27 protein-coding genes are annotated in these 25666 nt (G+C 72.2%); 12 read left to right on the top strand and 15 right to left on the bottom strand.

The genetic code is table 11. From position 1 onward, the window contains the following. Positions 1-2: 2 nt before the first annotated feature. From RBJ77_RS09605 to RBJ77_RS09595, 3 genes are all read right to left on the bottom strand, one after another. Entirely contained in the window at positions 3-2285 is a 2283-nt protein-coding gene (locus RBJ77_RS09605) for a LuxR C-terminal-related transcriptional regulator (RefSeq protein ID WP_372344559.1), read from the bottom strand. A gap of 96 nt (positions 2286-2381) precedes the next feature. Next, complete coding sequence (locus tag RBJ77_RS09600; protein WP_372344558.1) at positions 2382-2573, bottom strand: DUF397 domain-containing protein; 192 nt, start codon at positions 2571-2573, stop codon at positions 2382-2384. Further along, positions 2570-3355: a Scr1 family TA system antitoxin-like transcriptional regulator gene (locus tag RBJ77_RS09595; protein ID WP_372344579.1), complete on the bottom strand. Its 786-nt coding sequence runs from the start codon at positions 3353-3355 to the stop codon at positions 2570-2572. Before RBJ77_RS09595 ends, RBJ77_RS09600 begins: the two co-directional genes overlap by 4 nt. Positions 3356-3520: 165 nt before the next feature. Here RBJ77_RS09595 and RBJ77_RS09590 point away from each other — a divergent pair, with 165 nt between their 5' ends. Beyond that, on the top strand, positions 3521-3970 hold the full coding sequence (locus RBJ77_RS09590) for an ATP-binding protein (protein ID WP_372344557.1): 450 nt from the start codon (positions 3521-3523) through the stop codon (positions 3968-3970). A 2-nt stretch (positions 3971-3972) separates the two neighbouring features. Here RBJ77_RS09590 and RBJ77_RS09585 read toward each other — a convergent pair whose 3' ends face one another. Both RBJ77_RS09585 and RBJ77_RS09580 read right to left on the bottom strand, forming a co-directional pair. Further along, positions 3973-4605 (bottom strand): nucleoside/nucleotide kinase family protein, encoded by a 633-nt coding sequence (locus RBJ77_RS09585; RefSeq protein WP_372344556.1) that lies wholly within the window; start codon positions 4603-4605, stop codon positions 3973-3975. A 50-nt stretch (positions 4606-4655) separates the two neighbouring features. Next, positions 4656-5408 carry a DUF4232 domain-containing protein gene (locus RBJ77_RS09580; RefSeq protein WP_372344555.1) on the bottom strand — a complete coding sequence of 251 codons (753 nt, stop codon included), beginning with the start codon at positions 5406-5408 and terminating at the stop codon, positions 4656-4658. A gap of 175 nt (positions 5409-5583) precedes the next feature. Here RBJ77_RS09580 and RBJ77_RS09575 point away from each other — a divergent pair, with 175 nt between their 5' ends. Beyond that, on the top strand, positions 5584-6930 hold the full coding sequence (locus RBJ77_RS09575) for a helix-turn-helix domain-containing protein (RefSeq protein ID WP_372344554.1): 1347 nt from the start codon (positions 5584-5586) through the stop codon (positions 6928-6930). 89 nt (positions 6931-7019) lie between these two features. Continuing rightward, a complete protein-coding gene (locus RBJ77_RS09570) occupies positions 7020-8219 on the top strand; it encodes a PLP-dependent aminotransferase family protein (RefSeq protein ID WP_372344553.1) in 1200 nt (399 codons plus the stop codon). On the opposite strand, the gene argS is transcribed toward RBJ77_RS09570, so the two are convergent. Beyond that, a complete protein-coding gene (argS, locus tag RBJ77_RS09565) occupies positions 8216-9982 on the bottom strand; it encodes an arginine--tRNA ligase (protein WP_372344552.1) in 1767 nt (588 codons plus the stop codon). The genes RBJ77_RS09570 and argS overlap by 4 nt on opposite strands. 280 nt (positions 9983-10262) lie before the next feature. Here argS and lysS point away from each other — a divergent pair, with 280 nt between their 5' ends. Beyond that, positions 10263-12011 carry a lysine--tRNA ligase gene (gene lysS, locus RBJ77_RS09560; RefSeq protein WP_372344578.1) on the top strand — a complete coding sequence of 583 codons (1749 nt, stop codon included), beginning with the start codon at positions 10263-10265 and terminating at the stop codon, positions 12009-12011. Positions 12012-12081: 70 nt separating this feature from the next. Here the strand turns inward: lysS and RBJ77_RS09555 are convergent, their stop codons facing one another. The 3 genes from RBJ77_RS09555 to RBJ77_RS09545 all read right to left on the bottom strand — a co-directional run bounded on the left by RBJ77_RS09555 (position 12082) and on the right by RBJ77_RS09545 (position 15419). After that, positions 12082-13398 carry a DUF2637 domain-containing protein gene (locus RBJ77_RS09555; RefSeq protein ID WP_372344551.1) on the bottom strand — a complete coding sequence of 439 codons (1317 nt, stop codon included), beginning with the start codon at positions 13396-13398 and terminating at the stop codon, positions 12082-12084. Positions 13399-13556: 158 nt separating this feature from the next. Next, on the bottom strand, positions 13557-14435 hold the full coding sequence (locus RBJ77_RS09550) for a DUF3558 family protein (RefSeq protein ID WP_372344550.1): 879 nt from the start codon (positions 14433-14435) through the stop codon (positions 13557-13559). A gap of 150 nt (positions 14436-14585) precedes the next feature. Next, positions 14586-15419 carry a DUF3558 domain-containing protein gene (locus RBJ77_RS09545; RefSeq protein ID WP_372344549.1) on the bottom strand — a complete coding sequence of 278 codons (834 nt, stop codon included), beginning with the start codon at positions 15417-15419 and terminating at the stop codon, positions 14586-14588. A gap of 202 nt (positions 15420-15621) precedes the next feature. Here RBJ77_RS09545 and RBJ77_RS09540 point away from each other — a divergent pair, with 202 nt between their 5' ends. Both RBJ77_RS09540 and RBJ77_RS09535 read left to right on the top strand, forming a co-directional pair. Next, on the top strand, positions 15622-16815 hold the full coding sequence (locus RBJ77_RS09540) for an RtcB family protein (protein ID WP_372344548.1): 1194 nt from the start codon (positions 15622-15624) through the stop codon (positions 16813-16815). 172 nt (positions 16816-16987) lie between these two features. Then, complete coding sequence (locus RBJ77_RS09535) at positions 16988-18421, top strand: MFS transporter (RefSeq protein ID WP_372344547.1); 1434 nt, start codon at positions 16988-16990, stop codon at positions 18419-18421. Between the two features lie 13 nt (positions 18422-18434). On the opposite strand, the gene RBJ77_RS09530 is transcribed toward RBJ77_RS09535, so the two are convergent. Beyond that, positions 18435-19325 (bottom strand): NADP-dependent oxidoreductase, encoded by an 891-nt coding sequence (locus tag RBJ77_RS09530; RefSeq protein ID WP_372344546.1) that lies wholly within the window; start codon positions 19323-19325, stop codon positions 18435-18437. 153 nt (positions 19326-19478) lie between these two features. Between RBJ77_RS09530 and RBJ77_RS09525 the strand changes: the two genes are divergently transcribed. Next, positions 19479-19889, top strand: coding sequence for a helix-turn-helix domain-containing protein (locus RBJ77_RS09525; RefSeq protein ID WP_255982912.1), 411 nt, complete (start codon positions 19479-19481; stop codon positions 19887-19889). Here RBJ77_RS09525 and RBJ77_RS09520 read toward each other — a convergent pair. Both RBJ77_RS09520 and RBJ77_RS09515 read right to left on the bottom strand, forming a co-directional pair. After that, the gene (locus tag RBJ77_RS09520) at positions 19882-20298 is read right to left on the bottom strand and encodes a MarR family winged helix-turn-helix transcriptional regulator (RefSeq protein ID WP_372344577.1); all 417 of its coding nucleotides are present in this window, start codon (positions 20296-20298) and stop codon (positions 19882-19884) included. The genes RBJ77_RS09525 and RBJ77_RS09520 overlap by 8 nt on opposite strands. Positions 20299-20386: 88 nt before the next feature. After that, a complete protein-coding gene (locus RBJ77_RS09515) occupies positions 20387-20836 on the bottom strand; it encodes a hypothetical protein (protein WP_372344545.1) in 450 nt (149 codons plus the stop codon). A 123-nt stretch (positions 20837-20959) separates the two neighbouring features. Between RBJ77_RS09515 and RBJ77_RS09510 the strand changes: the two genes are divergently transcribed. The 4 genes from RBJ77_RS09510 to RBJ77_RS09495 are packed head-to-tail and all read left to right on the top strand — an operon-like array spanning position 20960 to position 22756. After that, positions 20960-21295, top strand: a complete 336-nt coding sequence (locus RBJ77_RS09510; RefSeq protein ID WP_372344544.1) for a YnfA family protein — start codon at positions 20960-20962, stop codon at positions 21293-21295. A gap of 50 nt (positions 21296-21345) precedes the next feature. Next, positions 21346-22113, top strand: coding sequence for an SDR family NAD(P)-dependent oxidoreductase (locus tag RBJ77_RS09505; protein ID WP_255982918.1), 768 nt, complete (start codon positions 21346-21348; stop codon positions 22111-22113). After that, the gene (locus tag RBJ77_RS09500) at positions 22103-22279 is read left to right on the top strand and encodes a hypothetical protein (RefSeq protein WP_255982920.1); all 177 of its coding nucleotides are present in this window, start codon (positions 22103-22105) and stop codon (positions 22277-22279) included. The genes RBJ77_RS09505 and RBJ77_RS09500 overlap by 11 nt, the downstream gene beginning before the upstream one ends. A gap of 18 nt (positions 22280-22297) precedes the next feature. Further along, positions 22298-22756: a GNAT family N-acetyltransferase gene (locus RBJ77_RS09495; protein WP_372344543.1), complete on the top strand. Its 459-nt coding sequence runs from the start codon at positions 22298-22300 to the stop codon at positions 22754-22756. Here RBJ77_RS09495 and RBJ77_RS09490 read toward each other — a convergent pair. After that, positions 22735-23568, bottom strand: coding sequence for a DUF6597 domain-containing transcriptional factor (locus RBJ77_RS09490; protein WP_372344542.1), 834 nt, complete (start codon positions 23566-23568; stop codon positions 22735-22737). The genes RBJ77_RS09495 and RBJ77_RS09490 overlap by 22 nt on opposite strands. Before the next feature lie 78 nt (positions 23569-23646). On the opposite strand from RBJ77_RS09490, the gene RBJ77_RS09485 reads away from it, so the two are divergent. Further along, a complete protein-coding gene (locus RBJ77_RS09485; protein ID WP_372344541.1) occupies positions 23647-24252 on the top strand; it encodes a TIGR03086 family metal-binding protein in 606 nt (201 codons plus the stop codon). Here RBJ77_RS09485 and RBJ77_RS09480 read toward each other — a convergent pair. Next, complete coding sequence (locus RBJ77_RS09480) at positions 24239-24706, bottom strand: N-acetyltransferase family protein (protein WP_372344540.1); 468 nt, start codon at positions 24704-24706, stop codon at positions 24239-24241. The genes RBJ77_RS09485 and RBJ77_RS09480 overlap by 14 nt on opposite strands. 10 nt (positions 24707-24716) lie before the next feature. Beyond that, positions 24717-25499: an SDR family oxidoreductase gene (locus RBJ77_RS09475; protein ID WP_372344539.1), complete on the bottom strand. Its 783-nt coding sequence runs from the start codon at positions 25497-25499 to the stop codon at positions 24717-24719. Positions 25500-25666 lie beyond the last annotated feature (167 nt).

Genomic DNA, 25666 nt, shown 5'->3' with positions numbered 1-25666 from the left:
GGTCAGGGGTCCGGCGCGGCCGCCGTGATCTCGCGGCGGCTGGACACGCCGAGCTTGGCCAGGATGTGCTCCACGTGCGCGTCGGCCGTCCGCTTGGAGATGACGAGGCGGTCGGCGATCTCCCGGTTGGTCAGGCCCTGGGCGACGAGCGCGGCCACCTCGCGCTCGCGGCGCGTGAGGACCTCGCGGGCCACGGGCACGCAGCCGGCCGGGTCGGCGGGCTCGGGCGGCACGTCCGCGTCGGCGCGCACCGCCCGGAGGATCTGGGTGCCGGTGAGGCGGGCGCCGCGGGCGTACCAGCGGGCGAACTCCGCCTCGCCCAGCGTCGCCGCGAGCGCCTTGCGGGCCTGTGCCGTCGGCTCCTTCACCAGCGGCGGCAGCATCGCCAGCGGCTCGCCGCCCACCCGCGCGTGGTCCGCGTACCCGAGCAGCCAGGCCGCGCGCCCCGGCCGGTCCGCGTCGGCGGCGACCCAGGACAGACCGAGGCAGCAGACCGCCGCGACCAGGATGTTCTCGATCTCGCCGGCCAGGTCGAGTGCCCGGCGCAGCGGCTCGGCGACGGTGTCCCCGCGCTGCCCCGCGACCCAGCGGATCAGTCCCTGTACGCACAGCAGCGTGCCGCGCAGCTGCCACTCCCCGGCCCGGGCGACGAAGGCGATGCCCTCCTCGCACCAGCGCAGGGCGGTCGCCGTGTCCCCGACGACGGCCAGCGCGAGGCAGCCCTCGTAGCAGGCGCCGCCGTAGCCGATGACGTCGTCCGCGTCCCGCAGGCGATCGCGCGCGGCGGTCATGGCGACCGCTCCGGCCGGGTCGCCACCGAGGGTGGCGACGGCGCCCAGGGCCACCGCCGAGAAGTCGACGATGCGGCTCTCACCGAGCCGCTCGGCCATCTCCAGCGCTTGCCGGAACCGGGCGTGGCCCAGGGCGCCGTTCCCCGCACGGGCCACGGCGAGCCCGCTGACGAACAGCCCCCACACCCGCTCGGGGCCCTCCTCGGGCACCTGGGCGAGCCCCTTCTCCAGCCAGTAGAGCCCTTCGGTGAGGATGCCTGCGCACCGCCAGTACATCGACAGGCTCGCCGCCATGAACAGCCCGTCCGTCGCGTTGTCCGGGCTCGTGTACGCGTACTCGAACGCGGCCCGCAGGTCGGCGTGCCCGGCGCGCAGCGCGTTGTGCAGTTCCAGCTGGGCGGGTGACGCGTACGTGTCGCGGTAACGCTGCACCAGCGCCCGGTGGTGGGCCAGGTGCCGCCGGCGCACCGCGTCCGTGCCGCCCGCCTCGGCGAGCCATTCGGCACCGAACTCCCGGATGGTGTCGAGGAGCCGGTACCGGTCGCCGGTCTCGTCGATGCGCCGCACGACGGACTTGTCGACGAGCCCGATGAGATGGCCGAGGATCTCCTCCGCCTTCAACTCGCCGTCCGCGCACACGGATTCCGCCGCCTGCGGGTCGAAGGGCCCGGCGAAGACGGACAGCCGCGCCCACAGCAGCCGCTCCTGCGGGGTGCACAGCTCGTGCGACCAGCCGATCGCCGTGCGCAGCGTCTGGTGCCGGGTCAGCGCGGTGCGCCGCCCGCCGGTGAGCACCTCGAAACGGCGGTCGAGCCGGGACGTCAGCTGCTCCAGCGGCACCGCCCGCAACCGCACCGCCGCCAGCTCCAGGGCGAGCGGGATCCCGTCGAGCCGCCGGACCAGCGTCCCGATCCGCTCGCGGTTGCCGTCGGTGACCTGGAACCCGGGCGCCGCCTCCCGCGCCCGCTGCACGAACAGCTCCACGGCGTCCGCGTCGCTGAGCGGCGGGATCCGGCAGCAGAACTCGCCCGGTACGTCGAGGGGTTGACGGCTGGTGGCGAGCACCCGCACGTCCGGCGCCTCGCGCAGCAGGATGTCGGCGAGCATCGCGCAGCCGTCCACCAGGTGCTCGCACGTGTCGAGCACGATGAGCAGCCGGCGGCCCTGGAGATGGGCGACCACGGCGTCCAGCGGATCACTGCCCGACTGCTCGGGCAGTTGCAGGACCGCGGCGACGGTCGCCGGGATCAGCTCGGGGTCACGCAGCGCCGACAGCTCGGCCAGCCAGATCCCGTCCGGGTACGCCTCGCCCAGGTCCCGCACCGCGCGCAGCGCCGTACGGCTCTTCCCGACCCCGCCGGGCCCGGTCAGCGTGACGAGCCGCGCCTGCTCCAATGCGGCGCGCACGTCGGCGAGTTCACTGCTCCGTCCGACGAAGCCGGTCAGCTCGACCGGGAGTTGACCGCCTCTGCGCTGACCGAAGCCGAAACCCATGCCGCCCTCGCCGCCTTCCCGGACGCCGCCCCGCCACGGATCGTGTGCCCCATGGTACGCAGCGTGTCGCACGTCGGTCCGGCTGTTGCGAAGGCGTCAGCCCTTCACGAACCCGGCGAACACGGACCAGGCCTCCGGCCGGACCGTGAAGGTGGGGCCGTCGGGGTTCTTGGAGTCGCGGATGTGGATGGTGTGGGTGTGGGAGCAGCGGGCGAGTTCGAGGCACTCGCCACCCTCGCTGCCGCTGTGCGTCGACTTGAACCACGTCAGTTCCGCTGCGGTGCTCACGCTTCTCCTAGCAGTCGGTCCAACAGGCCCAGGGATTGCTGCGTGGCGAGGGCCTGTGTCCGCAGCATCGCATATTTGCGGGCCAGCCTGGACACCTCGTCCGGGTCGGCGACCCACTGACTCCCGCGCTGCGATTCGTTGTACGCGAGGTGCTGGTGGTCCGGCGTTTCGATGAGGATGAAAGGGCCGTCCAGGCCCGCGTGCGAGGGGCTGTCCAGCGGGATGATCTGCAGGGAGATGCAAGGCAGTTGGGCGGTGGCGCGCAGGTGTTGCAACTGCTCCTGCCGTACCTGCGCGCCACCTACGTGGAGACGCAGGAGCGGCTCCCACAGGACGAAGCTCAGCGTCGGCGGTTCACGGCGCAGGAGGATCTCGTGGCGGGCCACGCGGCCCGCGGTCTTCGTGACGATCTCCTCGTCGTCGTAGGCGGGGACGCGCTCCTGGAGCACGGCCCGCGTGTACGCCTCCGTCTGAAGAAGGCCCGGCAGAACCTGGTTCGCGTAGAACGAGAGAGCGATGGCCTCCCGCTCCTGACGCATGTACTCCTCCGCCCAGAGCGGGAACTGGTCCGCCTCGGGCATGTTCGCCGCACCGGCCGCCAACACCCCCTTGGTGTCGAGGAGTTCGTCCAGCGACTCCGCGAGATCCAGCTGAAGCGCCCGTCTGCCCTGCTCGACGGAGGCGATCGTCTCGTCGTCCACCTGGACCAGGGCCGCGAGCTGGGCCTGGGTGTGGCCCGCTGCCTGGCGGGCCGCCTTCAGCTGACGGCCCACCATTTTCATCGTCGAGATGTTCCTCTTCCGAGGAGCCTGCCTGGAGGTCATGGTCATAGAACTCCCCCTGTCCGCCCGCCGCGGAGCATGCGGCACCCGTACACCTCCCGTACAAAAACTGTGTACGGGTTCACCGGCTGATTCACGCTAGGCATGCTGCGCGACGCTCGTCCCGTGAACGAGACGATCTCCACCCGCCGGAACCCGTCGAGCCGCGACATCGCGCTGCGCAGAGAGCGGTTCTACCCCCGAGACCGGCGCACGGTGCCCGCCGCGCGCCGGTTCGCGCGCGCCGCGCTGGACGACTGGGGCCTCGGTGCGCACGAGCGGAGCGCGGACGTGGCGCTGTGCGTGAGCGAGCTGGCGACGAACGCGCTGCGTCACGGGGTGCCGCCCGGGCGCGGCTATCAGCTCCACCTCTCGTACGCGAAGGGCGTGTTGAGGGTCGAGGTGCACGACAGCGGGGGCGGGGTGCCCCGGCTGGGTGGTGCGGGTGACGGGGAGGGCGGGCGCGGGCTGCTGCTCGTGGCCGCGTGTGCGGACCGGTGGGGGGTGGGGGAGCGGGGCGCGCCGGGGAAGGCGGTGTGGTGCGAGTTCGACGTGGTGCCGCCCGTGCCCGGCTGACGTCACACGTCGACGACGACGTCGGCCAGGTCGCGGCCGGCGGCCACGCGGCGGGCGTTCGCCTCGTCGGAGCGCAGGACCCACGCGCGGGCGTCGGCGGGGGACTTGCCGAACTCGACGTGGCGGGCGATCAGGCGCTCCACGCGCACGGTGTCGTCCACGGCCACCCACCACACCTCGTCGAGGAGGGGGCGGACGGCCGTCGACCACGGCTGCTCGTCCAGCAGGAGGTAGTTCCCCTCGGTGACGATCAGCGGGACGTCCGGGCCGACGGGGAGGGCGCCCGCGATCGGCTGTTCCAGGGTCCGCTCGAAGGACGGCGCGTAGACCGTCTCGCCGTCGTGCGGGGTGCGCAGCCGGGCGAGCAGCGCCGCGTACCCGTGGGCGTCGAAGGTGTCCGGCGCGCCCTTGCGGTCGGCGCGGCCCAGGCGGGCGAGTTCCACGTCGGCCAGGTGGAAGCCGTCCATCGGGACGAGCACCGCCAAGCCGCCGAGGGCCCGCACCAGGGACTCGGCGAGCGTGGTCTTGCCCGCGCCGGGCGGGCCCGCGATGCCCAGGACGCGGCGCGGGCCACGGGCGGCCAGGGTGCGGGCGCGGGCGGCGAGCTCATCGGGGTGAGCGGCGTACGACTGCATGGGGTGGAGCCTGTCAGGTGTGCCTGAGGAGCTCCACCGTGCCTCGCAGGTCACCAGGTCAGGGCGGAGTCCATCGAGGTCTGCCAGTAGGTGACCTTGATCGAGTCGTCGACGTAGACGCCCTTGGCGGGGAGCGCGGGCCGGGCGGCCGGGCCGTCGTAGTCGGCGAGGCCCTTGGGACCGGCGAAGGAGACGACCAGGGTCTTGGCCGTGTAGCCGTTGGAGCCGCTGCCGTCCGTCGCGGAGAGGGCGACGGCCGCGTAGCCGGACTGGCCGGGTTCGAGGGAGACGACGGCCTGCGGCTGCGACTCCTCCACGACCGGCGGCACGGACTGGGCCTCGCCGAGGCGCACGGCCGGGTACGAGTACAGGTCGCAGCGCTTGCCGCTGGTGTTGGTGACCGTGAGGAGCATGTGGTTCACGGGACGGTTGACCGGGGCGGCCGTCGTCTTCGTGTTGGAGCCGTCGCAGACGATGCGCTCCACGTCCGTGCCGGAGCCGGAGCCGGAGCCGGCGGGCTTGGTCGCGGTGGCCGCGGGCTTCGGCTGCTGCGGCGACGCGGTGGGCTTGGCGGTGTTGTGGGCGGGCTTGCCGTCCGTCCCGTTCTTGTCGCCGCCGCTCTCGCCGCCGCCGTCCTGTGCGTCCTGCGACTCCTGGGCGGAGGGCGAGGAGGACGAAGAGGCCGACGGGCCTTCGTCCTTGACGCCCGAGCCGTCGTTGCAGGCGGTCAGGGAGAGCGCGGCGATCGCGACGGTCGCGGCGGCGGTGAGGAGACGGGTGCGGGAGTTCCGGATGCTGGACATGTGGTCGAGCCCCTTCGAGGTTCTGGTGGGAGTGGTGCTTGGATGACTGGAGCTTGTGGGGTGATCCGTCCCAGTCGCCACGTCTGGCGGGGAGTTGGGGACGCTGGAACGCTGAAACGGGCTCTGACCAGCAGGTATACGCGTGTCCTGGAACGGTTGGCCGGGACGCGGGGGGATGGAGGAACGGGTGACCGGGAGCGGCGGGGACGGGTTCGCGGAGCTGCTGCGGGAGCTCAAGGACCGTTCGGGACTGAGTTACGGGGCGTTGGCGAAGCGGCTGCACATGAGCACGTCGACGCTGCACCGGTACTGCAACGGCACGGCCGTGCCGAACGAGTACGCGCCCGTGGAGCGGCTGGCCCGGGTGTGCCGGGCGACGCCCGAGGAACTGGTGGAGCTGCACCGGCGGTGGATCCTGGCGGACGCGGCGCGGGGGCGTAAGCCGGTCGCCGGCGGGGCGGGTGCCGGGGCTGTGGCCGATACCCCGTCCGGCGGAGCCGTGCCGGAGGACGCCGAGCCGGGGCCCGGTCCCGACGAACCGTCGCGCGGCACCGGGGGCCGCCTTGCCCACCCTGCCGTCCCGGGCGGCAGCTTGCCCGAGGCGGCGGAGGCGGACGGAGCCGGAGCCCGTCGGCGCAAGCGTGGGGCCGTCCTGGGCGGGGCCTCGTTGGTGGCGGTGGTGGGGGCCGTGGTGCTGGCCGCCAACCTCGCGTCCCCGGGCGGCGGCGACGACCAGAAAGCGGATGGGGACGTCGTCAGCGCCAGTGGCACGCACCGGGCGCCGGACTCCGCCTCACCGTCCGCCTCGCGCAGCGACAAGGCGAGCGGCAGCCCGTCCGCCTCGGCCTCCGCGTCGAAGGGCAAGGGCGCCGGGGCCGGCGCCCCGGCCGGGCCCTCCCGGTCCGCCGGCGGGGCCACCGGCACGCCGATCACCGTCGGCGTCCGCCCCTACGTCTACGAAAGCCCGTGCAGCCAGCACTTCCTCGTCGACAGCGAACCCGAGCAGGTCGGCCCGCCCGCGGGCGAATCGGACGCCGTGCGCTGGTCCGGCGCCTACGGCGCGGTCTCCTCGGGCGAACAGGTCGTCGCGCTCACCGTCCAGGGCACCGGCGCCGACACCGTCGTCCTGGAGGCCCTCCACGTACGCGTCGTCTCCAAGGGCGCACCGCTCGCCTGGAACGACTACTCGATGGGCGTCGGCTGCGGCGGCAACGTCGAGACCAAGTCGTTCGACATCGACCTGGACAACGGCAGCCCCGCCGTCACCGTCAAGAACGGCCAGCGCGACTTCCCGTACAAGGTCAGCGCGTCCGACCCGGAGGTCTTCTACGTCACCGCCCACGCCAAGGCCCACGACGTCCGCTGGGACCTGACCCTGGACTGGCGCAGCGGTGACCGCCACGGCACGGTCCGGGTCCGCGACGGCGACGCCTCGTTCCGGACGAGCGCCGACGCCAACCGCCCCGGCTACGACTACCCGTTGGGCGGCGGCGAGTGGATCGAGCGGACCGAACAGCAGTAGCCGTCCGCATCGTGGAAAAGGTGGGTGGAAGGGCCATCCATCCTTCTAGGGTCGCGGAAAAGCCGCCGCTCGGAAGGAGCCCCTCTCCCATGACCGCCGCCACTCCACCGTTCGCAGCCCGCGTCGCGACCACCGGAGGCTCGCCGATCCGGGACATCCTCGCGGTGACGGCGCAGCCCGAGTTCATCAACTTCGCGGGCGGGCTCCCGGCCCCTGAACTCTTCGACGCGGACGCCGTCGCCGCCGCGTTCGCCGACGTGCTGCGCGGCGACGCGCGGCGCGCCCTCCAGTACTCCACCACCGAGGGCGAACCCGTCCTGCGCCGGGCACTCGCCGCCCGCACCACCGACCGCGGCCTGCCCACCGACGCCGACGACCTGCTCGTCACCACCGGCTCGCAGCAGGCCCTCTCGCTCCTCGCCACGGCACTGATCGAACCCGGCGACACCGTCCTCGTCGAAAGTCCCTGTTATCTGGCGGCACTTCAGGCCTTCGGCCTGGCCGGCGCCCGGCTGATCGGCGTCCCCTGCGACGAGCACGGCATCGACCCGGACGCCCTCGACGCCCTCGTCGCCGAACACCGCCCCAAGCTCCTCTACACCGTCCCCACCTTCCAGAACCCGACCGGCCGCACCCTGCCCGCCGACCGGCGCGCCGCCGTCGCCGCGGTCGCCGCCCGCCGCGGCCTGTGGATCGTCGAGGACGACCCGTACGGCGAACTCCGCTTCGAGGGCGACCGCGTCCCGTGGATCGCGACGTACGAGGACGCCAGGGACCGCACCGTCCTGCTCGGCTCGTTCTCCAAGGTCATGGCGCCCGGCCTGCGCCTGGGCTGGCTGCGCGCGCCGAAGCAGCTCCGCCGCGCCTGCGCCGTCGCCAAACAGGCCGCCGACCTGCACACCCCGACCGTCAACCAGCTCGCCGCGGCCCGCTACCTCGCCACCGTCGACCTCGACGCGCACGTCGCCAAGGTGTCGAAGGCGTACGGCATCCGCCGCGACGCCCTCCTCGACGGCCTGCCCGCCGCCCTCCCCGCCGGCTCCACCTGGAACCGCCCCGAGGGCGGCATGTTCCTGTGGGCCCGCCTCCCGCAGGGCGCCGGACACGACGCGACCGCCCTGCTGAGCAAGGCGGTCGAGGAGAAGGTCGCGTACGTCCCGGGCGCCCCCTTCTACGCCACGGCCCCCGACCCCACGACCCTCCGGCTCTGCTTCGTGACGCAGACGCCGGAGGAGATCGCGGAGGGGCTGCGACGGCTGGGCCGCGCCCTGAACAGTCCGAACGGTTAGAGCTTCTCGGGGGTCCGGATGCCCAGCAGGGCCATGCCCTGGTGGAGCGTCCGGGCCGTCAGGTCGCACAGGAACAGACGGTTCTCCGTCTGCTCCTTCGTGTCGGCCTTGAGGACCGGGCACTGGTCGTAGAACGTCGTGTACAGCGACGCCAGCTGGTACAGGTACGCGGCCAGCTTGTGCGGCGCGTACTCGGCGGCGGCCTCGTAGACCAGATCGCCGAACGCGTCCAGGTGCAGGCCCAGCGCCCGCTCCGCCGGGGCCAGTTCGAGCTCCGGGTGGGCGACGGGCGCCGCCGAGTCGCCGGCCTTGCGCAGGATCGACTTGATCCGCGCGTACGCGTACTGGAGGTACACGCTCGTGTCGCCGTTCAGCGACACCATCTGGTCCAGGTCGAACTTGTAGTCCCGGTTCGCGGACGTCGACAGGTCGGCGTACTTCACCGCGCCGATCCCCACGAACCGGCCGTTCTCGACGATCTCGTCCTCGGTCAGGCCCACCTTCTCGGCCTTCTCGCGCACGACGGCGGTCGCCCGCTCGGCGGCCTCGTCGAGGAGGTCCTCCAGCTTGACCGTCTCGCCCTCACGCGTCTTGAACGGCTTGCCGTCCGCGCCGAGCACCGTGCCGTAGCCCATGTTGTGGGCGGTGACCTCGTCGCTCAGCCAGCCGGCCCGCCGGGCCGTCTCGAAGACCATCTTGAAGTGCAGCGACTGACGGACGTCCACGACGTAGATCAGCGACGTGGCGTGCAGGTCGAGGACGCGGTCGCGGATCGCCGAGAGGTCGGACGCCGCGTAGCCGAAGCCGCCGTCCTTCTTCTGCACGATCAGCGGGACCGGCTGGTCGTCCTTGCCCTTGATGTCGTCGAAGAAGACCACGAGCGCGCCCTCGGAGCGCACCGCGACACCGGACTCCTCCAGGAGCCGCGCCGTCTCCGCCATCATGTCGTTGTAGGCGGACTCGCCGACGATCTCGTCGTCGCGGATCTCCATGTCGAGCTTCTCGAAGACCGAGTAGAAGTACACCTTCGACTCGTCGACGAACCGCTGCCACAGGTCCAGCGTCTCCTTGTCGCCGGACTGGAGGGCGACGACCCGCTTGCGGGCCCGCTCCTTGAAGTCCTCGTCCGCGTCGAAGACCGCGCGCGACGCCTTGTACACCTTGTTCAGGTTCGACATGGCCTGCTCGCCGTCGACCTCGTCGGCCGGGGCCAGCGTGTCGGGGTTCTCGATCAGGTACTGGATGAGCATGCCGAACTGGGTGCCCCAGTCGCCGATGTGGTGCCGGCCGATCGTCTTCTCGCCGGTGAAGTCGAGCATGCCGCGCAGCGCGTCGCCGATGACCGCCGAGCGCAGGTGACCGACGTGCATCTCCTTCGCCACGTTCGGCTGGGCGTAGTCGATGACCGTGGTGCCCGGCTGCTCCTTCAGCGGCACGCCGAGCCGGTCGCCGTCCGCCGAGCGGGCCGCGAGCGTCTCGGTGATCGCCCGGTCGGTGACCGTGACGTTCAGGAAGCCGGGGCCCGAGACCTCGACGTCGGCGAGCAGATCGCCGCTGACGATCTTCTCGACGACCTGCGTGGCCAGCTCCCGCGGGTTCGCCTTGGCCTTCTTGGCGAGCGCCAGGATCCCGTTTGCCTGGTAGTCGGCCCGGTCGCTACGTCGCAGCAACGGGTCCGCGCCGCCGGCCTCCGGCAGGGCGGAAGTCAGGGCGTCGGCGAGGCGTGCGTTGACGTTGGCGGTGATGGACGTGACCGGGGCCATGGGTATGGGCTGCCGTTCTGGTCGGGGCTGGGTTTGATAGTCCTGGCCAGTATCCCACGGGGCTCCAAAGGGGTTTTTCCGTCCCGCGCCCCTGAGACTGCGCGCAGCGCATGCCTCAGGGGCGCGGGGAACTGCGCGAGAAGCCCCACCGGCCGGTAGTCGCTCACGGCGCTCCGCCACCCCATTGATAAGGCGTTTTCCTCCTGCCCCGGGTAGCTGGGACAATGGGGGACGCGCGGAGTGCACCCGCGCGACCTCATCAGGAGAGAAGGACGAACCGATCGTGGCCCAGAGCACGAGCACGGAGACCGCAGAGAACGCGGACTGGGTCTCCCGTTACGCGGACGATGTCATCGCCGAGTCCGAGCGTCGTGCCCCGGGCAAACCGGTCGTCGTCGCCTCCGGCCTGTCCCCGTCAGGACCGATCCACCTCGGCAACCTCCGCGAGGTCATGACCCCGCACTTGGTCGCCGACGAGATCCGCCGCCGCGGGTACACGGTCAGGCACCTGATCTCCTGGGACGACTTCGACCGCTACCGCAAGGTGCCGAACGGGGTGCCCGGCACCGACGCGTCCTGGGCCGAGCACATCGGCAAGCCGCTGACGTCGGTCCCGGCCCCCGCCGGATCGGCGTACCCGAACTGGGCGGAGCACTTCAAGGCCGCCATGGTCGAGGCCCTCGCGGACCTCGGCGTCGAGTTCGACGGCATCAGCCAGACCGAGCAGTACCAGGCCGGCACGTACCGCGAGCAGATCCTGCACGCGATGAAGCACCGCGGCGACATCGACGCGATCCTCGACCAGTACCGCACCAAGAAGGCCCCGGCCAAGAAGCAGCAGAAGGCCGTCGACGAGGCCGAGCTGGAGGCCGCCGAGGGCTCCGGCGCCGCGTCCGAGGACGACGGCAGCGGCGGCGCGGGCGGCTACTACCCGTACAAGCCGTTCTGCGGCGAGTGCGGCAAGGACCTCACCACCGTCACGTCGTACGACGACGAGACGACGGAGCTGTCCTACACCTGCACGCTCGACGGCTTCACCGAGACGGTCCGGCTGACCGAGTTCAACCGCGGCAAGCTGGTCTGGAAGGTCGACTGGCCGATGCGCTGGGCCTTCGAGGGCGTGATCTTCGAGCCGTCCGGCGTGGACCACTCGTCGCCCGGCTCGTCGTTCCAGGTCGGCGGCCAGATCGTCGAGCTGTTCGGCGGCAAGCAGCCGATCGGCCCGATGTACGCGTTCGTCGGCATCTCCGGCATGGCGAAGATGTCGTCGTCGAAGGGCGGCGTCCCCACCCCGGGCGACGCGCTCCAGATCATGGAGCCGCAGCTGCTGCGCTGGCTGTACGCCCGCCGCCGCCCCAACCAGTCGTTCAAGATCGCCTTCGACCAGGAGATCCAGCGGCTCTACGACGAGTGGGACAAGCTCGGCGGCAAGGTCGCGGACGGCTCCGTGCTGCCCGCCGACGCGGCCGCGTACAGCCGCGCCGTCGGCACCGCCGCCGGTGAACTGCCGCGCACCGAGCGCCCGTTGCCGTACCGCACGCTGGCCTCCGTGGCCGACGTGACGGCCGGGGACACCGAGCAGACCCTGCGGATCCTCTCCGAGCTCGACCCGGAGAACCCGGTCACCGACCTGGCGACCGTCCGCCCGCGCCTGGACAAGGCCGAGGCGTGGATCACCAAGTACGTGCCCGCCGAGTCCCGCACCATCGTGCGCACGGAGCCGGACACCGAGGCCCTGGCCGCCCTCGACGACGCCTCCCGCACGTCGATCGCCCTCCTCCTGGAGGGCCTGGACGACCACTGGTCGCTCGACGGCCTGACCCACCTCGTGTACGGCGTCCCGAAGGTGCAGGCGGGCTTCCCCGCCGACGCCACCGCCAAGGAACTGCCGCAGGAGATCAAGACGGCGCAGCGCTCCTTCTTCGCGCTGCTCTACCACCTCCTGGTCGGCCGCGACACCGGCCCGCGCCTGCCCACGCTGCTCCTCGCCGTCGGCGCGGACCGCGTGCGCAAGCTGCTCGGGGCGTAGCAACGCAACGGCAAGGGGGCGGCACCTTCGGGTGCCGCCCCCTTGCCGTGTCCGCTGCGTCCGCGCGCGCTCAGGCGATGTGGTCGTCCAGCAGCTCGGTGGTGAGCCGCTTGCTGAACTGTTCGTGGTAGCGGATCAGGTCACGCTGGGCGAGCTGCGCGCCGTAGGTCGCCTCCACGTTCGCCTGGAACGCCGCCTGCGTCGGCATGCCCTCGCCGTCTATCGAGTACCGGAACACCTGGTACAGCTCCTCGTCCGACGGAGCCGCGGGCTCCGCCTCCGGGATGCCGTCGCCGAGCGGGCGCGTCCCGCCCGCGCCGTTCGGCACCGGGAAGTCCGGCTCCTGGAAGTCCGGCTCGGGGAAGTCCGGCTCCTGGACGGCGAGCGGGGCGGGGTCCGGTTCGGGAGCGCGGGGGGACGGGAGCGGGACCGGGATCTGCTGCGGCTGCTCCTCGTACCAGTCCTGGTGCTGCTCCTCCGGCACGAACGTGGGCGGCTGGAAGTTCGGGTCGTAGTCGCCCTGGTACGCCACCTCGCGCGGTGTCGCGAACCACTGGCTCTGCGCTTCCCCGGCCTGCGCCTGCGCCTGCATCTGTGCCTGTGTCTGCGCCTGCGGGGGCATCGGCTGCTGCGGCGCCTCGGGCGCCGGCGTGCGCTCCAGCTCCGGCACCTGCGGCTTCGGCGGCAGCAGCTGCGGCTCGATCCCCGCGGCCGCGAGACCCGCCGGGGCGGTGTCGGAGAGCGGGACGCCGTAGCGGGCGAGGCGCAGCGGCATCAGGGATTCGACCGGGGCCTTGCGGCGCCAGGCCCGGCCGAACCGGGAGTGGAGGCGGGCCTGGTAGACGAGGCGCTCCTGCTCCAGCTTGATCACGGCCTCGTAGGAACGCAGCTCCCACAGCTTCATCCGGCGCCACAGCAGGAACGTGGGCACGGGGGAGAGCAGCCAGCGCGTGATGCGCACGCCCTCCATGTGCTTGTCCGCGGTGATGTCCGCGATCCGCCCGATCGCGTGCCGCGCCGCCTCGACCGAGACGACGAACAGGATCGGGATCACGGCGTGCATGCCGACGCCCAGCGGGTCGGGCCAGGCCGCCGCGCCGTTGAACGCGATCGTCGCCGCGGTCAGCAGCCACGCCGTCTGCCGCAGCAGCGGGAACGGGATCCGGATCCAGGTCAGCAGCAGGTCGAGGGCGAGCAGCACACAGATGCCCGCGTCGATGCCGATGGGCAGGACGTAGGAGAAGTTCCCGAAGCCCTTCTCCAGGGCCAGCTCGCGGACCGCCGCGTACGAACCGGCGAAACCGATACCCGCGATGACCACCGCTCCCGCGATGACCACCCCGACGAGTATCCGGTGCGTCCGTGTCAGCTTCAGTGGCGCGGCCACTCCAGTTCCCCTCCCAGTTCGGCATGTTGCGCCCAACAGACTGGCACATGCACATGGCGGGCCGTGGGGCGGTACGGCGGGAGCCCGGCTCCCAAAAGGGGCCGGGCTCCTCAAATGCCGGGCAAACGCTGCCCGTTGACCGTGCGGTCCTGGCGCTTCTAACTGTCCTTGGCCGCGGACTTCGACGCCGACGGCTTCACGGACGCACCGGAGCCCGACTCGTCCGCGGACTTCGACCCGTCCTCGGACTTCGACTTGTCCGCCGACTTCGACGGGGACGCGGACGCGGACGCCGAAGGGGACGCGCTCTTGCCCGACTCCGTCACCGCGGCCACCGCCTCCTTGGCCGCCTTCTCGGCGTCCTTCGACAGCTCACCGGCGTCGGGCGTCTTGTCGCCCGCGAACCCCGAACCGTTGAAGTCGACCGTCACCACCACGTTGTCCACGCGCGTGACGACCGTCTGCTGCTTGGACGTGACGTCCTTCTTCTTCTCCTTGTACGGGAGGTCGTAGCGCACCAGCGTCGCCTCGTCGCCCGTACCGGACACCGCCGACGTCTTGACGCTCTTCGCGCCCTCCGTCGCCTGCGCGTCCTTGACCTGCTTCGCGTAGTGCTCCGAGGCCAGCTTCTCGCCGCTGCCCCGATTGACATCCGAGTCAAAACGGATCATCGAGACATTCAGCCAGCGGTACTGGGAGCCCTTCACGCCGTTGTTGTCCAGGCTGGACCACGAGCAACTCGCCCGCGTCGACTCGTCGTCCGAGGCGCCCGCCTTGCTGTCGCCCTTCGGCACCAGGTCGTCCAGCGTCTTCTTCGAGAGCGCCGAGCACGCCTGCGGCAGCGACTTGTACGTCGCCGGAGCCACCTTCTTCGCCGCGTCCCCGGCCGTCGAGGCGGACGCCTTCGACTCCTTCGACGCCTTCTCGGAACCGGAATCCGAACCCGAGTCGGAGGAACAGCCGGCTACGACGAGAACCACCGGCACGGCGGCTGCGCAGGCGAGGACGCGGGTGAGTCGCTTGGTCGGACGGTGCATGGTTCCTTCACTGGGACGCTGACAGGGACACGGACCGGACACGCGACGATCAACCGACCTTCACGAACCCGGGCCCGATGGGCCACCGTACGCCGAAGCCGCCCCGCACGCCTCGCCTTCCCCGGACCCGGCCCGGGCCCCGAACGTCCCCTACTCGCCGAACCGGCCGACCAGCTTCCCGGCCAGTTCCTGCACCGTGTCCTGCATTTCCTTGCTGTCCGGCACCTCGCCGGGCCCCGCCGACTGCGCCTCGTACTCGACGGTCACCACCACGTTCGACGTGCGGAACACCACAGTCACCGTCCGGTGCCGCGCCGCCGTCGGCCCCGCCAGCGCGTCGTCCACGAACGCCTCGTCACCGAGGTCGTCGAGCACGCGCGGCTGCAGATCGGCCGGCGTGACCGACGAGGACGCCGTGGCCGACGCACCGTCCGACGCGGCCCCCGACGGCGCCCCGCTCCCGTCGTCCGACGCGCCCGCCGACCCCTCGGGCGTCGGCTCGTCGCCCGCGGACGACGCCGACGGCGCCGGCAGATCGGCCGCCACCTGCTTCGCCCCGAACACGTCCTCCGCGCTGCTGTCGTCACTCACCGCCGCGTCGTACGACACCACCCGCTCGAAATCCAGCGTCAGCCGGTGCGCCCCCGCGTCCGCCGAACTGTCCTTCCAGCCACAGCCGACCCGGCGGTCCGTGTCGTACGTCTCCGTCGCCGCGCCCTCGTACGCCTTCTCGCGCTGCTCCTCGTCCGGCAGCCCCTCGATGCCCGGCAGCATCTCGTCCAGCGTCGCCTTGTCCACCTGGGCGCAGGCCTCGGGCAGCGAACGGTACCGGCCCGGCTTCGCCGACGTCGCCGACGCGCTCACCTCGCCCGGCTTCGAGTCGTCCGTCCCGCCCCCCGAGTCGGAACTCCCGGTGCACCCGGCGAGCAACGCCGTCAGGAGCACGGCGACACCCGGTACGTACGCGTACGACTTCCGCTGCACCGTAGGAGCTCCTCTCGGCGGGTTGCGCCTGGTTAATCGGTTGCCGCGACAGGGCGGCCAGTGAGGCAATGTCTATCGCACGCACCACAGTGGACGCCGGTCCGGCATCCCTTTCGGTGCCCTTGGTGCCGTTATTCGCGTTTCACCACTTCTGACACTTAAGGCCCTGCTGCTCCAAGTAGGCCGATTCACGGGGGATTTCATGTCATACGTAGAGGTACCGGGAGCGAAGGTCCCCATCCGCATGTGGGCCGACCCGGCCACGGTCGAGGACGTCGCGATGCAGCAGCTCCGCAACGTCTCGACCCTCCCGTGGATCAAGGGCCTCGCCGTCATGCCCGACGTCCACTTCGGCAAGGGCGCGACGGTCGGCTCGGTCATCGCGATGCGGGGCGCGGTGTGCCCGGCGGCGGTCGGCGTGGACATCGGCTGCGGCATGAGCGCGGTGAAGACGTCCCTGACGGCGAACGACCTCCCCGGCGACCTCTCCCGCCTCCGCTCGAAGATCGAGCAGGCGATCCCGGTGGGCCGCGGCATGCATGACGATCCGGTGGATCCGGGGCGGCTGCACGGGTTCGGGACGGCCGAGTGGGACGGGTTCTGGGGACGGTTCGACGGGGTGGCCGATTCGGTCAAGTTCCGGGAGGGCCGAGCCATGAAGCAGATGGGAACCCTTGGCTCGGGGAATCATTTTGTGGAAGTCTGTGTGGATACGTCCGATTCGGTGTGGCTCATGCTGCACTCCGGTTCGCGCAACATCGGCAAGGAACTCGCCGACCACCACATCGGCGTCGCCCAGAAGCTCCCGCACAACCAGAACCTGGTCGACCGCGACCTGGCCGTCTTCATCGCGGACACCCCGCAGATGGCGGCGTACCGCAACGACCTGTTCTGGGCGCAGGAGTACGCCAAGTACAACCGCACGATCATGATGGCGCTCTTGAAGGACGTGATCCGCAAGGAGTTCAAGAAGGCGAAGCCGGCCTTCGAGCAGGAGATCAGCGCGCACCACAACTACGTCGCCGAGGAGCGCTACGACGGCGTGGACCTGCTGGTCACCCGTAAGGGCGCGATCCGGGCGGGCTCCGGTGAGTACGGGATCATCCCGGGTTCCATGGGGACGGGCTCGTACATCGTGAAGGGTCTCGGCAACGCTGCGTCCTTCAACTCCGCGTCGCACGGCGCGGGCCGGAAGATGAGCCGGAACGCCGCGAAGAAGCGGTTCTCGACGCGGGACCTGGAGGAGCAGACGCGGGGCGTGGAGTGCCGTAAGGACTCCGGCGTCGTGGACGAGATCCCCGGTGCGTACAAGCCGATCGAGCAGGTCATCGACCAGCAGCGCGACCTCGTGGAGGTCGTGGCGAAGCTGAAGCAGGTGGTCTGCGTGAAGGGCTGAGGCCCCGCGCGGAGCGCCGGACGGGAGCCGGGGAGAGCCGGAAGCTGCTTGACAGCTTCCGGCTCTCGTCGCATATTTATCTGCGTCACGCAGCTTCTGCGCGACGCCGATGGAGTGTCATACAGTGCCGGCGTCGCGGCTGCATTCCGCTCCGTACCTTTGGGGTTCACCCATGACTTCCACGCTTCCGGCCGCCGGTGCGGCCGAGAGTGCTTCGCTCGGGGGGCGGGCGCGATGGGCCGTGCTGGCCGTCGTGCTCGCCGCCGATGTGCTCGACCTCGTCGACGCCACCGTCACCAACGTCGCCGCCCCGACCATCGCGCGAGACCTCGGCGGCGGTGCCGGGCTCGTGCAGTGGCTCGGGGCCTCGTACGCGCTCGCGCTCGGGGTGCTGCTCGTGCTGGGCGGGCGGCTCGGGGACAAGTTCGGGCGGCGCAGGCTGTTCCTCGCCGGGCTCGGCGGGTTCACCGTCGCGTCCGTCGCCTGCGGGCTCGCCGGCGGTCCTCAACTGCTCGTCGCCGCACGGCTGGTGCAGGGGGCGTTCGGAGCCCTCGTCATCCCGCAGGGGTTCGGGATCCTCGGTGCCACCTGGCCGCGCGAGCAGATCGGGAAGGCGTTCAGCCTGTTCGGGCCCGTGATGGGGCTGTCCGCCGTCGGCGGGCCCGTGCTCGCCGGGTTCCTGATCGACGCCGATCTCGGCGGGCTCGGCTGGCGCGCCGTGTTCCTGATCAACATCGTGCTCGGCGGGGGTGCCTTCCTGGCCGCCGTCCGCCTGCTGCCCGAGGACCGCGGCGAGAAGGACACCGTCGTCGACGCGGTCGGGTCCGTGCTGCTCGGCGCCGCCCTGCTCGGGATGCTGGGCGGGTTCATCGAAGGGGCCGGGAGCGGCTGGTCCGGGTGGGCCGTGCCGCTGCTGGTGGCGGGGGCCGTGTTCTTCGCCGCCTTCTGCCGGCGCCAGACCGTCGCCCCGCATCCGCTCATCCGGCCCTCGCTGCTGCGGGGCCGCGGATTCACGTCCGGGCTGCTGCTCGGCGTCGTGTTCTTCGCCGCCGTCGCCGGGCTGCTGTACGTCGTGTCGCTGTTCCTCCAGTCGGGGCTCGGCAGGTCACCCGCCGGGGCCGCCGTCGCCCTGATGCCGCTGTCCGTGGGGATCGTCGTCGCGTCGATCGCCTGCTACCGGCTCATCGGCCGGTTCGGGCGGCGGCTGGTGCTCGGCGGGCTCGTGATCACCTTCGCCGGGACCGTCGCGCTGCTCGTGCTCGTCGCCCGCTTCGGCACGGACGTGCCCGGCTGGGCGTTCGGGCTCGCGCTGTTCGTCGTCGGTACGGGGATGGGGGCCTGCTTCGGGTCCACGTACGACGTCACCATCGGCGACATCGCGCCCGCCGAGGCGGGCAGCGCGGCCGGTGCGCTGGGCGCGGTGCAGCAGGTGTCCAACGGCATCGGCGCCGCCCTCGTCACCACCGTGTACTTCCAGGTCGCCGACGGGCGCGGCGCGGCCCACGCCACCGTCGTGAGCCTCGCCGTCGTCGCCTGTGTCGCGCTGGTCTGCTGCGGTGTCGTACCGCTGCTGCCGCGCAACGCCCCCGAGGATCACGGACATTAGAGGGGACCGGGGGTCAGGGGATCAGGACCAGGCGGCCCCTGACCCCGCCCTCCGCCAGCCGTGCGTGCGCCTTCACCGCGTCGGCGAGGGCGTACGTCTCCGCGACCCGCGTGGTCAGTACGCCCTCGTCGGCGAGCCGGACCAGTTCGGCGAGGCGGGCGCCGTCCGGTGCGACCTCCACCGCCGCGGTGCGCACGCCGCGCTCCGGGGCCGGTGCGGCGCCGGGGATGACGCCCGCGTAGGCGCCGCCGTCCCGGACCCAGGCCAGTGCCTCGGCGCCCAGTACGGCGGTGTCGAGGACGGCGTCGGCCGGGGCGGGGGCCGTGCCGCGCGGGACGACGTGGGTGGCGCCGAGGCCGCGGAGCAGTTCCTCGTCGGCCGCGCTCGCGTACGCGGTGACCTCGATGCCCCGGTGGGCGGCGAGCTGCACCGCGTAGCCGCCGACGGCGCCCGCCGCGCCGGTGACCAGCAGCGACTGGCCCGCCCGTACGTCGAGCAGGTCGAGCGCCTGGGCGGCCGTGAGGGCGTTGAGGGGGAGGGTCGCGGCGTGCGTGGCGTCCAGGGTGGCGGGGGCCTTGGCGGCGGCGGACGCGTCGACGACGACGTGCTCGGCGTGGGTGCCGAGGGGGTTGGCGAGGCCGTAGTGCAGGGCGACCACCGCCTCGCCGGGCTGCCAGCCCGCGGCGACGTCGGCGGCCTCGACGGTCCCGGCCACGTCCCAGCCGAGCCCGCGCCGGGTGCCGGCGCCGCCGAAGGCTCCGGAGCGGACGCCCGCGTCGACGGGGTTGAGGGTGGCAGCCGCGACCTTGATGCGGATCTGGCCGGCGCCCGGTTCGGGGCGTTCGACGTCCGCGATCTCGACCGCTTCCGGACCGCCGAACGTCGTGACGACTGCTGCGCGCATGAGAGCAACTCCCTTGATGGGTAAGGCGATTGAGAGGTTTTGTGTGGCTTTCCCGGCCACGTCTGCAACCGTACGGAGTGCTACTCTCTTTCGGTAAGTACGTACCTGGAAGTGCGTACGTCACCGCGAAGTGCGCAGGGGGTTCACGGAGCCATGGCGACGATGACGGCGGCGCAGCGCCGCGAGCAGGAGCGGTTCGCGTACGACGCGTTCCTGCGCGAGTGCCCGACGAACCAGCTGCTGGCGCGGCTGAGCGACAAGTGGGTGAGCCTGGTCGTGTCGGCCCTCGACGGCAGCGACGGGCCGATGCGCTACTCGGACCTGGGCCGGAAGATCGCGGGCGTCAGCCAGAAGATGCTGACGCAGACGCTGCGGGCGCTGGAGCGGGACGGGATCGTGGCGCGCACGGTGACCCCGTCGGTGCCGGTCCGGGTCGACTACGAACTGACCGCGCTCGGCCGGAGCCTGAGCGGTCTGCTGGTCGCCGTGAAGGACTGGGCGGAGGCGCACATGGACGAGGTGTCCGTGGCGCGGGAGTCGTACGACGCGGCCGGCGTCAGCTGAGGTCGCCGGAGCGCAGCCGGTCCACCTGGTCCGCGCTGAACGCGACGGTGCGCTTCATGTGCCCGATGATCAGGGCGAGTTCGGTGTCATCGAGGTCGTCGAAGAGGACCGACCAGTTGCTGCCGAGCCGGTCCCACATGCGGCCGAACTCGGCGACCTTCTCGGGCACGGTCACGACGAGGACGCGCCTGCGGTCGGCCGTGTCCCGCTCGCGCACGACGTAGCCCGCCTTCTCCAGACGGTCGACGAGGCGGGTCGCCGAACCGGTGGTCAGGCCGGTGAGTTCGGCGATGCGGCCCGTGGTGACGGGGGCCTTCTCCAGGGTGAGGAGGTTGAGGCACTGGAGGTCGGTGGGGTGCAGGCCGATGTGGTCGGCGACGGCCTGGTTGAACAGGGCGTAGGAGGCCATGTAGCGCCGGGACTCGGTGTTCAGCTCGGCGAGCAGGGCCGTCCGGCGGGCGGGGGTGGGCTTGGGCACGGGCCCCAACGTAGCGGGCTCAGAAGTAGTACGTGTCGCCGGTGTCCAGGACCAGGACCTGGCGCCGGTCGTTCTCCGGGTTGTGGTCGGCGGGGCCGCCGCCCCACGCGGTGGCGAGCCGGAGCGTGACCTCGGTGGTGGCGGCCGCGAGCCGGATGCCGAGGGTGAGCGGGTCGCCGACGGACGCGGCCGGCAGGGCGCCGGTGCGACAGGTGACGGTGCGCGGTCCGGTGCGCAGGCAGGCGTCGGGCAGCGTCTGGGCGTCGGCGAGCGGCGCCGACGCGGTGAGCCGGACGGTGGCGTCGGGGACGTCGGTGGGGCCGTGGTTCTGCGGGGTGTAGGTGACGGTGACGCGGGCGCCGGACATGGTGACGCTGCCGTGGTAGGCGAGGTCGGCCTCGGCGGCGGTGCCGTCGGCCGGGGAGACCAGGGCGAGGGCGAGCGCCGCGGGGACGAGGGCGGGGTGCATGGTGACCTCCGTGCGGAAGGGCGATCGTGCTCGGCGGGGGCAGGGGCGGGGCAGGGCGGGGTCCGGCGGCGGATCTATCCCACGCCGCGCGGGTCCCGACACGTGCGTGACACCCTGTGGCGCATGATCGTCGCCCGTTCCGTGCTGCTGTTCGCGCTCGCCGCCCTGTTCGAGATCGGCGGTGCCTGGCTGGTGTGGCAGGGGGTGCGGGAGCACCGCGGCTGGGTGTGGATCGGGGCGGGGGTGATCGCGCTCGGCCTGTACGGGTTCGTGGCGACGCTCCAGCCGGACGCCGAGTTCGGCCGGATCCTCGCGGCGTACGGCGGCGTGTTCGTGGCGGGCTCGATCGCGTGGGGCGTGGTCGCGGACGGCTACCGGCCGACGCGCTGGGACGTCGTGGGCGCCCTGATCTGCCTGGCCGGCATGGCGGTGATCATGTACGCGCCCCGGGGCGACTGAGGCGGCGTCCTATCCTGGGGACAGTCGTCCACTCGTACGAGGAGCAGCCCATGGCCCCCGCAGCCGCATCCCGCATCGCCGTCGTCACGGGTGCCAGCAGCGGCATCGGCGCCGCGACCGCGCGACAGCTGGCCGCGGCCGGGTACCGGGTGGTGCTCACGGCCCGCCGCAAGGACCGGATCGAGGCGCTCGCCGAGGAGATCAACGCGGCGGGGCACCAGGCCGCCGCGTACGCCCTGGACGTCACGGACCGCGCCGCGGTCGACGAGTTCGCCACCGCCTTCAAGACGATCGGCGTGCTGGTGAACAACGCGGGCGGCGCGCTCGGCGCGGACCCCGTGGCCTCCGGCGACCCGGAGCAGTGGCGGCAGATGTACGAGACGAACGTCATCGGCACGCTGAACGTGACGCAGGCGCTGCTGCCGGCGCTGACCGCCTCCGGCGACGGCACGGTCGTGGTGCTGTCGTCGACGGCCGGGTTCGCGACGTACGAGGGCGGCGGCGGGTACGTGGCCGCGAAGCACGCCGAGCACGTCCTCGCGGAGACGCTGCGGCTGGAGATCGTCGGCACGCCGGTGCGGGTCATCGAGGTGGCGCCCGGCATGGTGAAGACGGACGAGTTCGCGCTGACCCGGTTCGGCGGGGACGAGGAGAAGGCCGCGAAGGTGTACGCGGGCGTGGCCGAGCCGCTGACCGCGGACGACGTCGCGGACACGATCAGCTGGGCGGTGACCCGTCCGCCGCACGTGAACATCGACCTGCTGGTGGTCCGCCCGCGCGCCCAGGCGTCGAACACGAAGGTCCACCGTGAGCAGTGACGACGCTCCGGATCCGCTGGACGTCCTGCAGCAGGAGTACGACGCGCGCCGGCTCGCCCAGGAGAAGAAGGGCGAGCGGTACATGTGGTGGTACCTGGGCTACTTCCTCTTCGGCATCCACATCGTGGCGTTCGTGATGATCTACGCGATCAAGCACGCCGGGTAGCGCCCTTACAGTCGTGGCATGAAGATCGTCGACCTTGAGCCGGGGGACGAGCGTCTCGTCTCCGAAGTGCTGCCGGTGCTGCGGGAGCTGCGCCCGCACCTGACCGATGACCTGTTCCGCGAGGTGTACGCGGAGGGGTACGGGCAGGGGCTGCGGTTCAGCGCCGCGTACGCCGAGGACGGAGTGTGCGTGGGGGTGGCCGGCTGGCGGGTGCTCGTCAACACCAGCCAGGTGCGCAAGCTGTACGTCGACGACCTGGTGACGTCGGGGGCCGCGCGGTCGGGCGGGGTGGGCCGGGCGCTGCTCGGGTATCTGGAGGAGCGGGCGGTGCGGCTGGGCTGCCGGTGCCTGGACCTGGACTCGGGCACGCGGCGTACGGACGCGCACCGGTTCTACCTGCGGGAGCGGATGGAGATCAGCTCGTTCCACTTCCGGAAGTCGCTGGAGGGGCCGGGTCAGCCGGACTCGCCCGCGTAGGACGTGGGCGGGACGCCGACCGTCGCGGTGAAGTCCCGGACGAGGTGGGCCTGGTCCGCGTAGCCGAGGTCGGCGGCGAGGGCCGCCCAGTCGACGTCGTCCCGGGTGGCGGCCGCCTCCAGCGCCTCGTGGATGCGGTAGCGCAGGATGCACCACTTGGGGCTGACGCCCACGTACCCGGAGAACAGGCGCTGCAGGGAGCGCGTCGTCAGGTGCTCGGTGTGCGCCAGGTCGGCGACGCGGCGCACCTCGCGGTCGGCACGGATCCGGGCGACGAGGCGGCGGGCCAGCCCGGCCTGCGGGTCGGGGGCCGCGGGCAGCAGCGGCAGCAGGTAGGCGTCGAGCGCGGCGATCCGGTCCCGGTCGTCGGCGGGGGAGACGACGGCGGTGACGTCGGTCGCCGGGAAGACGTCCTCGTACGGCAGGATCCGGCCGGTCCAGTCGGCGACCGGGACGTCCGGCACGAACGGGCGGAACGCGCCCGGCCAGAACTTCGCCCCGCACACCCGCCCGCGGCCGCCGATCTTGCGCGTGTACAGACCGGGCGCGTACACCCCGGTGAACTCGCCGTAGGGCTCGCTCTCCCCGCTGTCCGCGGAGTCCCACTGGAACGTGAGGTTCACGGAGGGGTGCGGGACGATGTGCGAGGCGTACGGCGCGGGCAGGTCCCAGTCGATGAACCAGTAGTTCTCGACGTACGGGCGCAGGGCCTCGGCGGGTGCGTGCCGGCGCAGCCGCACGCGGGTGAGCAGCGCGGACGGGTCGACGATCCCGCGGGTGTCGCGGCGGGGTGCGGACGGGGCCGGGTCCATGAGCGGATCGTACGGCCGGGCACTGACAGCGTCGCGTTTGTTCAAGAGCCGCGGGGCCCGCGGCCGTAGCGTCGGGACATGGACACTCAGGCGAACGGACAGGCGCAGGTGGACGGCGTCGGAGAGCTGATGGCCGTGGCGGCGGAACACGCCGTGCCGGTCGTCGCCGGGATCGGCGACCAGGCTCTGACCGGGCCGACCCCGTGCGCGGACTACGACGTGAAGTCCCTGGTCAACCATCTCTTCCACGTGATCGTGGAGTTCCAGAAACTGGCGGCGAAGAAGGACTCCGACTTCAGCTCGACGCCGGACCGGGTGGGCGAGGGCGCGGACTGGCGCGAGCGGTTCGCGCGCGAGGCGGACGCGCTGGTCGCCGCGTGGTCGGCGCCGGGGGCCGAGGAGGGGGAGAGCGGCGCGATGAAGATGCCCGCCCGCCTGGTCGGCTCGATGGCGCTGCTCGATCTGACGGTGCACGCGTGGGACCTGGCGCGGGCCACGGGCCAGGTGTACGAGGTGCCGGCGCGGGTCGTGGCGCCGCTGGCGGCCGCGGTGGCGGAGCTGGCGCCGACGGCCCGGTCGATGGGGGTGTTCGGGGAGCCGGTGCCGGTCGCCGCGGACGCGCCCGGGTTCGAGCGGCTGCTCGCGGCGACCGGGCGGGACCCGTACCGGGTCAGCGGTCGGTGAGGGCGCTGCTCATCGTGTAGCGGAGCTTCTCCTTGGCGTGGGCGCCGATGCGGTCGTAGAAGCGGGCCGCGCCCTCGTTCCAGGTGGGCGTCTGCCACTGGATCTCGTCGAGGCCGAGCGCGCGGGCCTCGGCGGCCACGGCGGCCATCAGGAGCGCGCCGGTGCCCGAGCCGCGGGCCGCCTCGCTCAGGAAGAGGCAGTCCATGTGCAGGTACTCGCGGCCCTGCCAGGTGGAGAGCTCGGGTGCGCAGCTCGCGTAGCCGACGAGGGGCCCGCCGTCGGCCGGCTCGGCGACCAGGAGGCGCAGCCGGGGCGCGGGCGTGTCGAACAGCAGGGTGCCGAGCCGCCGCGCGAGGTCGGGCGCGGGCGGCGCGGCCCGCTCGTACGCGGCGTGCTCGGCGGCCAGCTCCGCGACGCGGGGCAGGTCGGCGGGGCGGGCGTGGCGCACGGTCACCGGTGGCCTCCTAGGCGATTCCGCCGTTGCTCTTCAGCAACTGGCCGTTGATCCACCGGCCCTGCGCGGAGCAGAGGAAGTCGACGAGGTCGGCGGTGTCCTGGGGGGTGCCGAGGCGGCCCGCGGGGGTGGCCTTCGTGAGGTCGTCGCGGAGGCCGTCGGGCATCCAGCCGGTGTCGATCGGGCCGGGGTTGATGACGTTGGCGGTCACCCCGAGGTGGGCGAGTTCGTGAGCGGCGGCCTGGGTGATGCGGTCCAGGGCGCCCTTGCTGGCGCCGTAGGGCAGGTTGCCGACGGTGTGGTCGCTGGTGAGGGCGATGACGCGGCCGGTGCCCGGCGCGGCGGTGCAGCGGCGGCCGTACTCGCGGATCAGCAGCCAGGTGGCGCGGGCGTTGACCGCGAAGTGCCGGTCGAAGCTCTCGACCGTGGTGTCGAGCAGGCCCGAGTCGACGGATTCGGCGTGGCACATCACCAGCGCCGTGACCGGGCGGCCGAGGCGGGCCTCGGTCTCGTCGAAGATGCGGGCGGGCGCCCCGGGGTCGGTGAGGTCGGCCTCGACGGCGGCGGTGGCCGCGCCGTGTGCGGTGAGGGAGTCGGTGATCGCGTCGGTGGCGCCCTTCTCGACGCCCCAGGTCATGCGGTCGTCGTAGGGCGTCCAGTAGGTGAAGGCGATGTCCCAGCCGGAGGTGGCGAGGCGGCGGGCGATACCGGCGCCGATGCCGATGGTGCGGCCCACGCCGGTGACCAGGGCGACGGGGCGGGCGGTGGCTGCGGGTTCCGGTGTCGTCGTCATCGGGGTGATCGTCGCGGGCCCGGCGCGGCGCGGCAAGGGCTTTTCGGGAGAGGGGGGCGGGGTGAGGGCCTGGGAGGAGACGCAGAAGGGGGTGGGGAATAGGTCGCGGGCGGGCACGGTTCTGTGGGTATAGTTGAACAGTCAACAACCTGCGGAAGGTGAGCAGC

It is taken from the genome of Streptomyces sp. KL116D (assembly GCF_030766975.1).
GTDB lineage: Bacteria > Actinomycetota > Actinomycetes > Streptomycetales > Streptomycetaceae > Streptomyces > Streptomyces longispororuber_A.
This window is presented reverse-complemented; position numbering and strand designations above follow the sequence as displayed.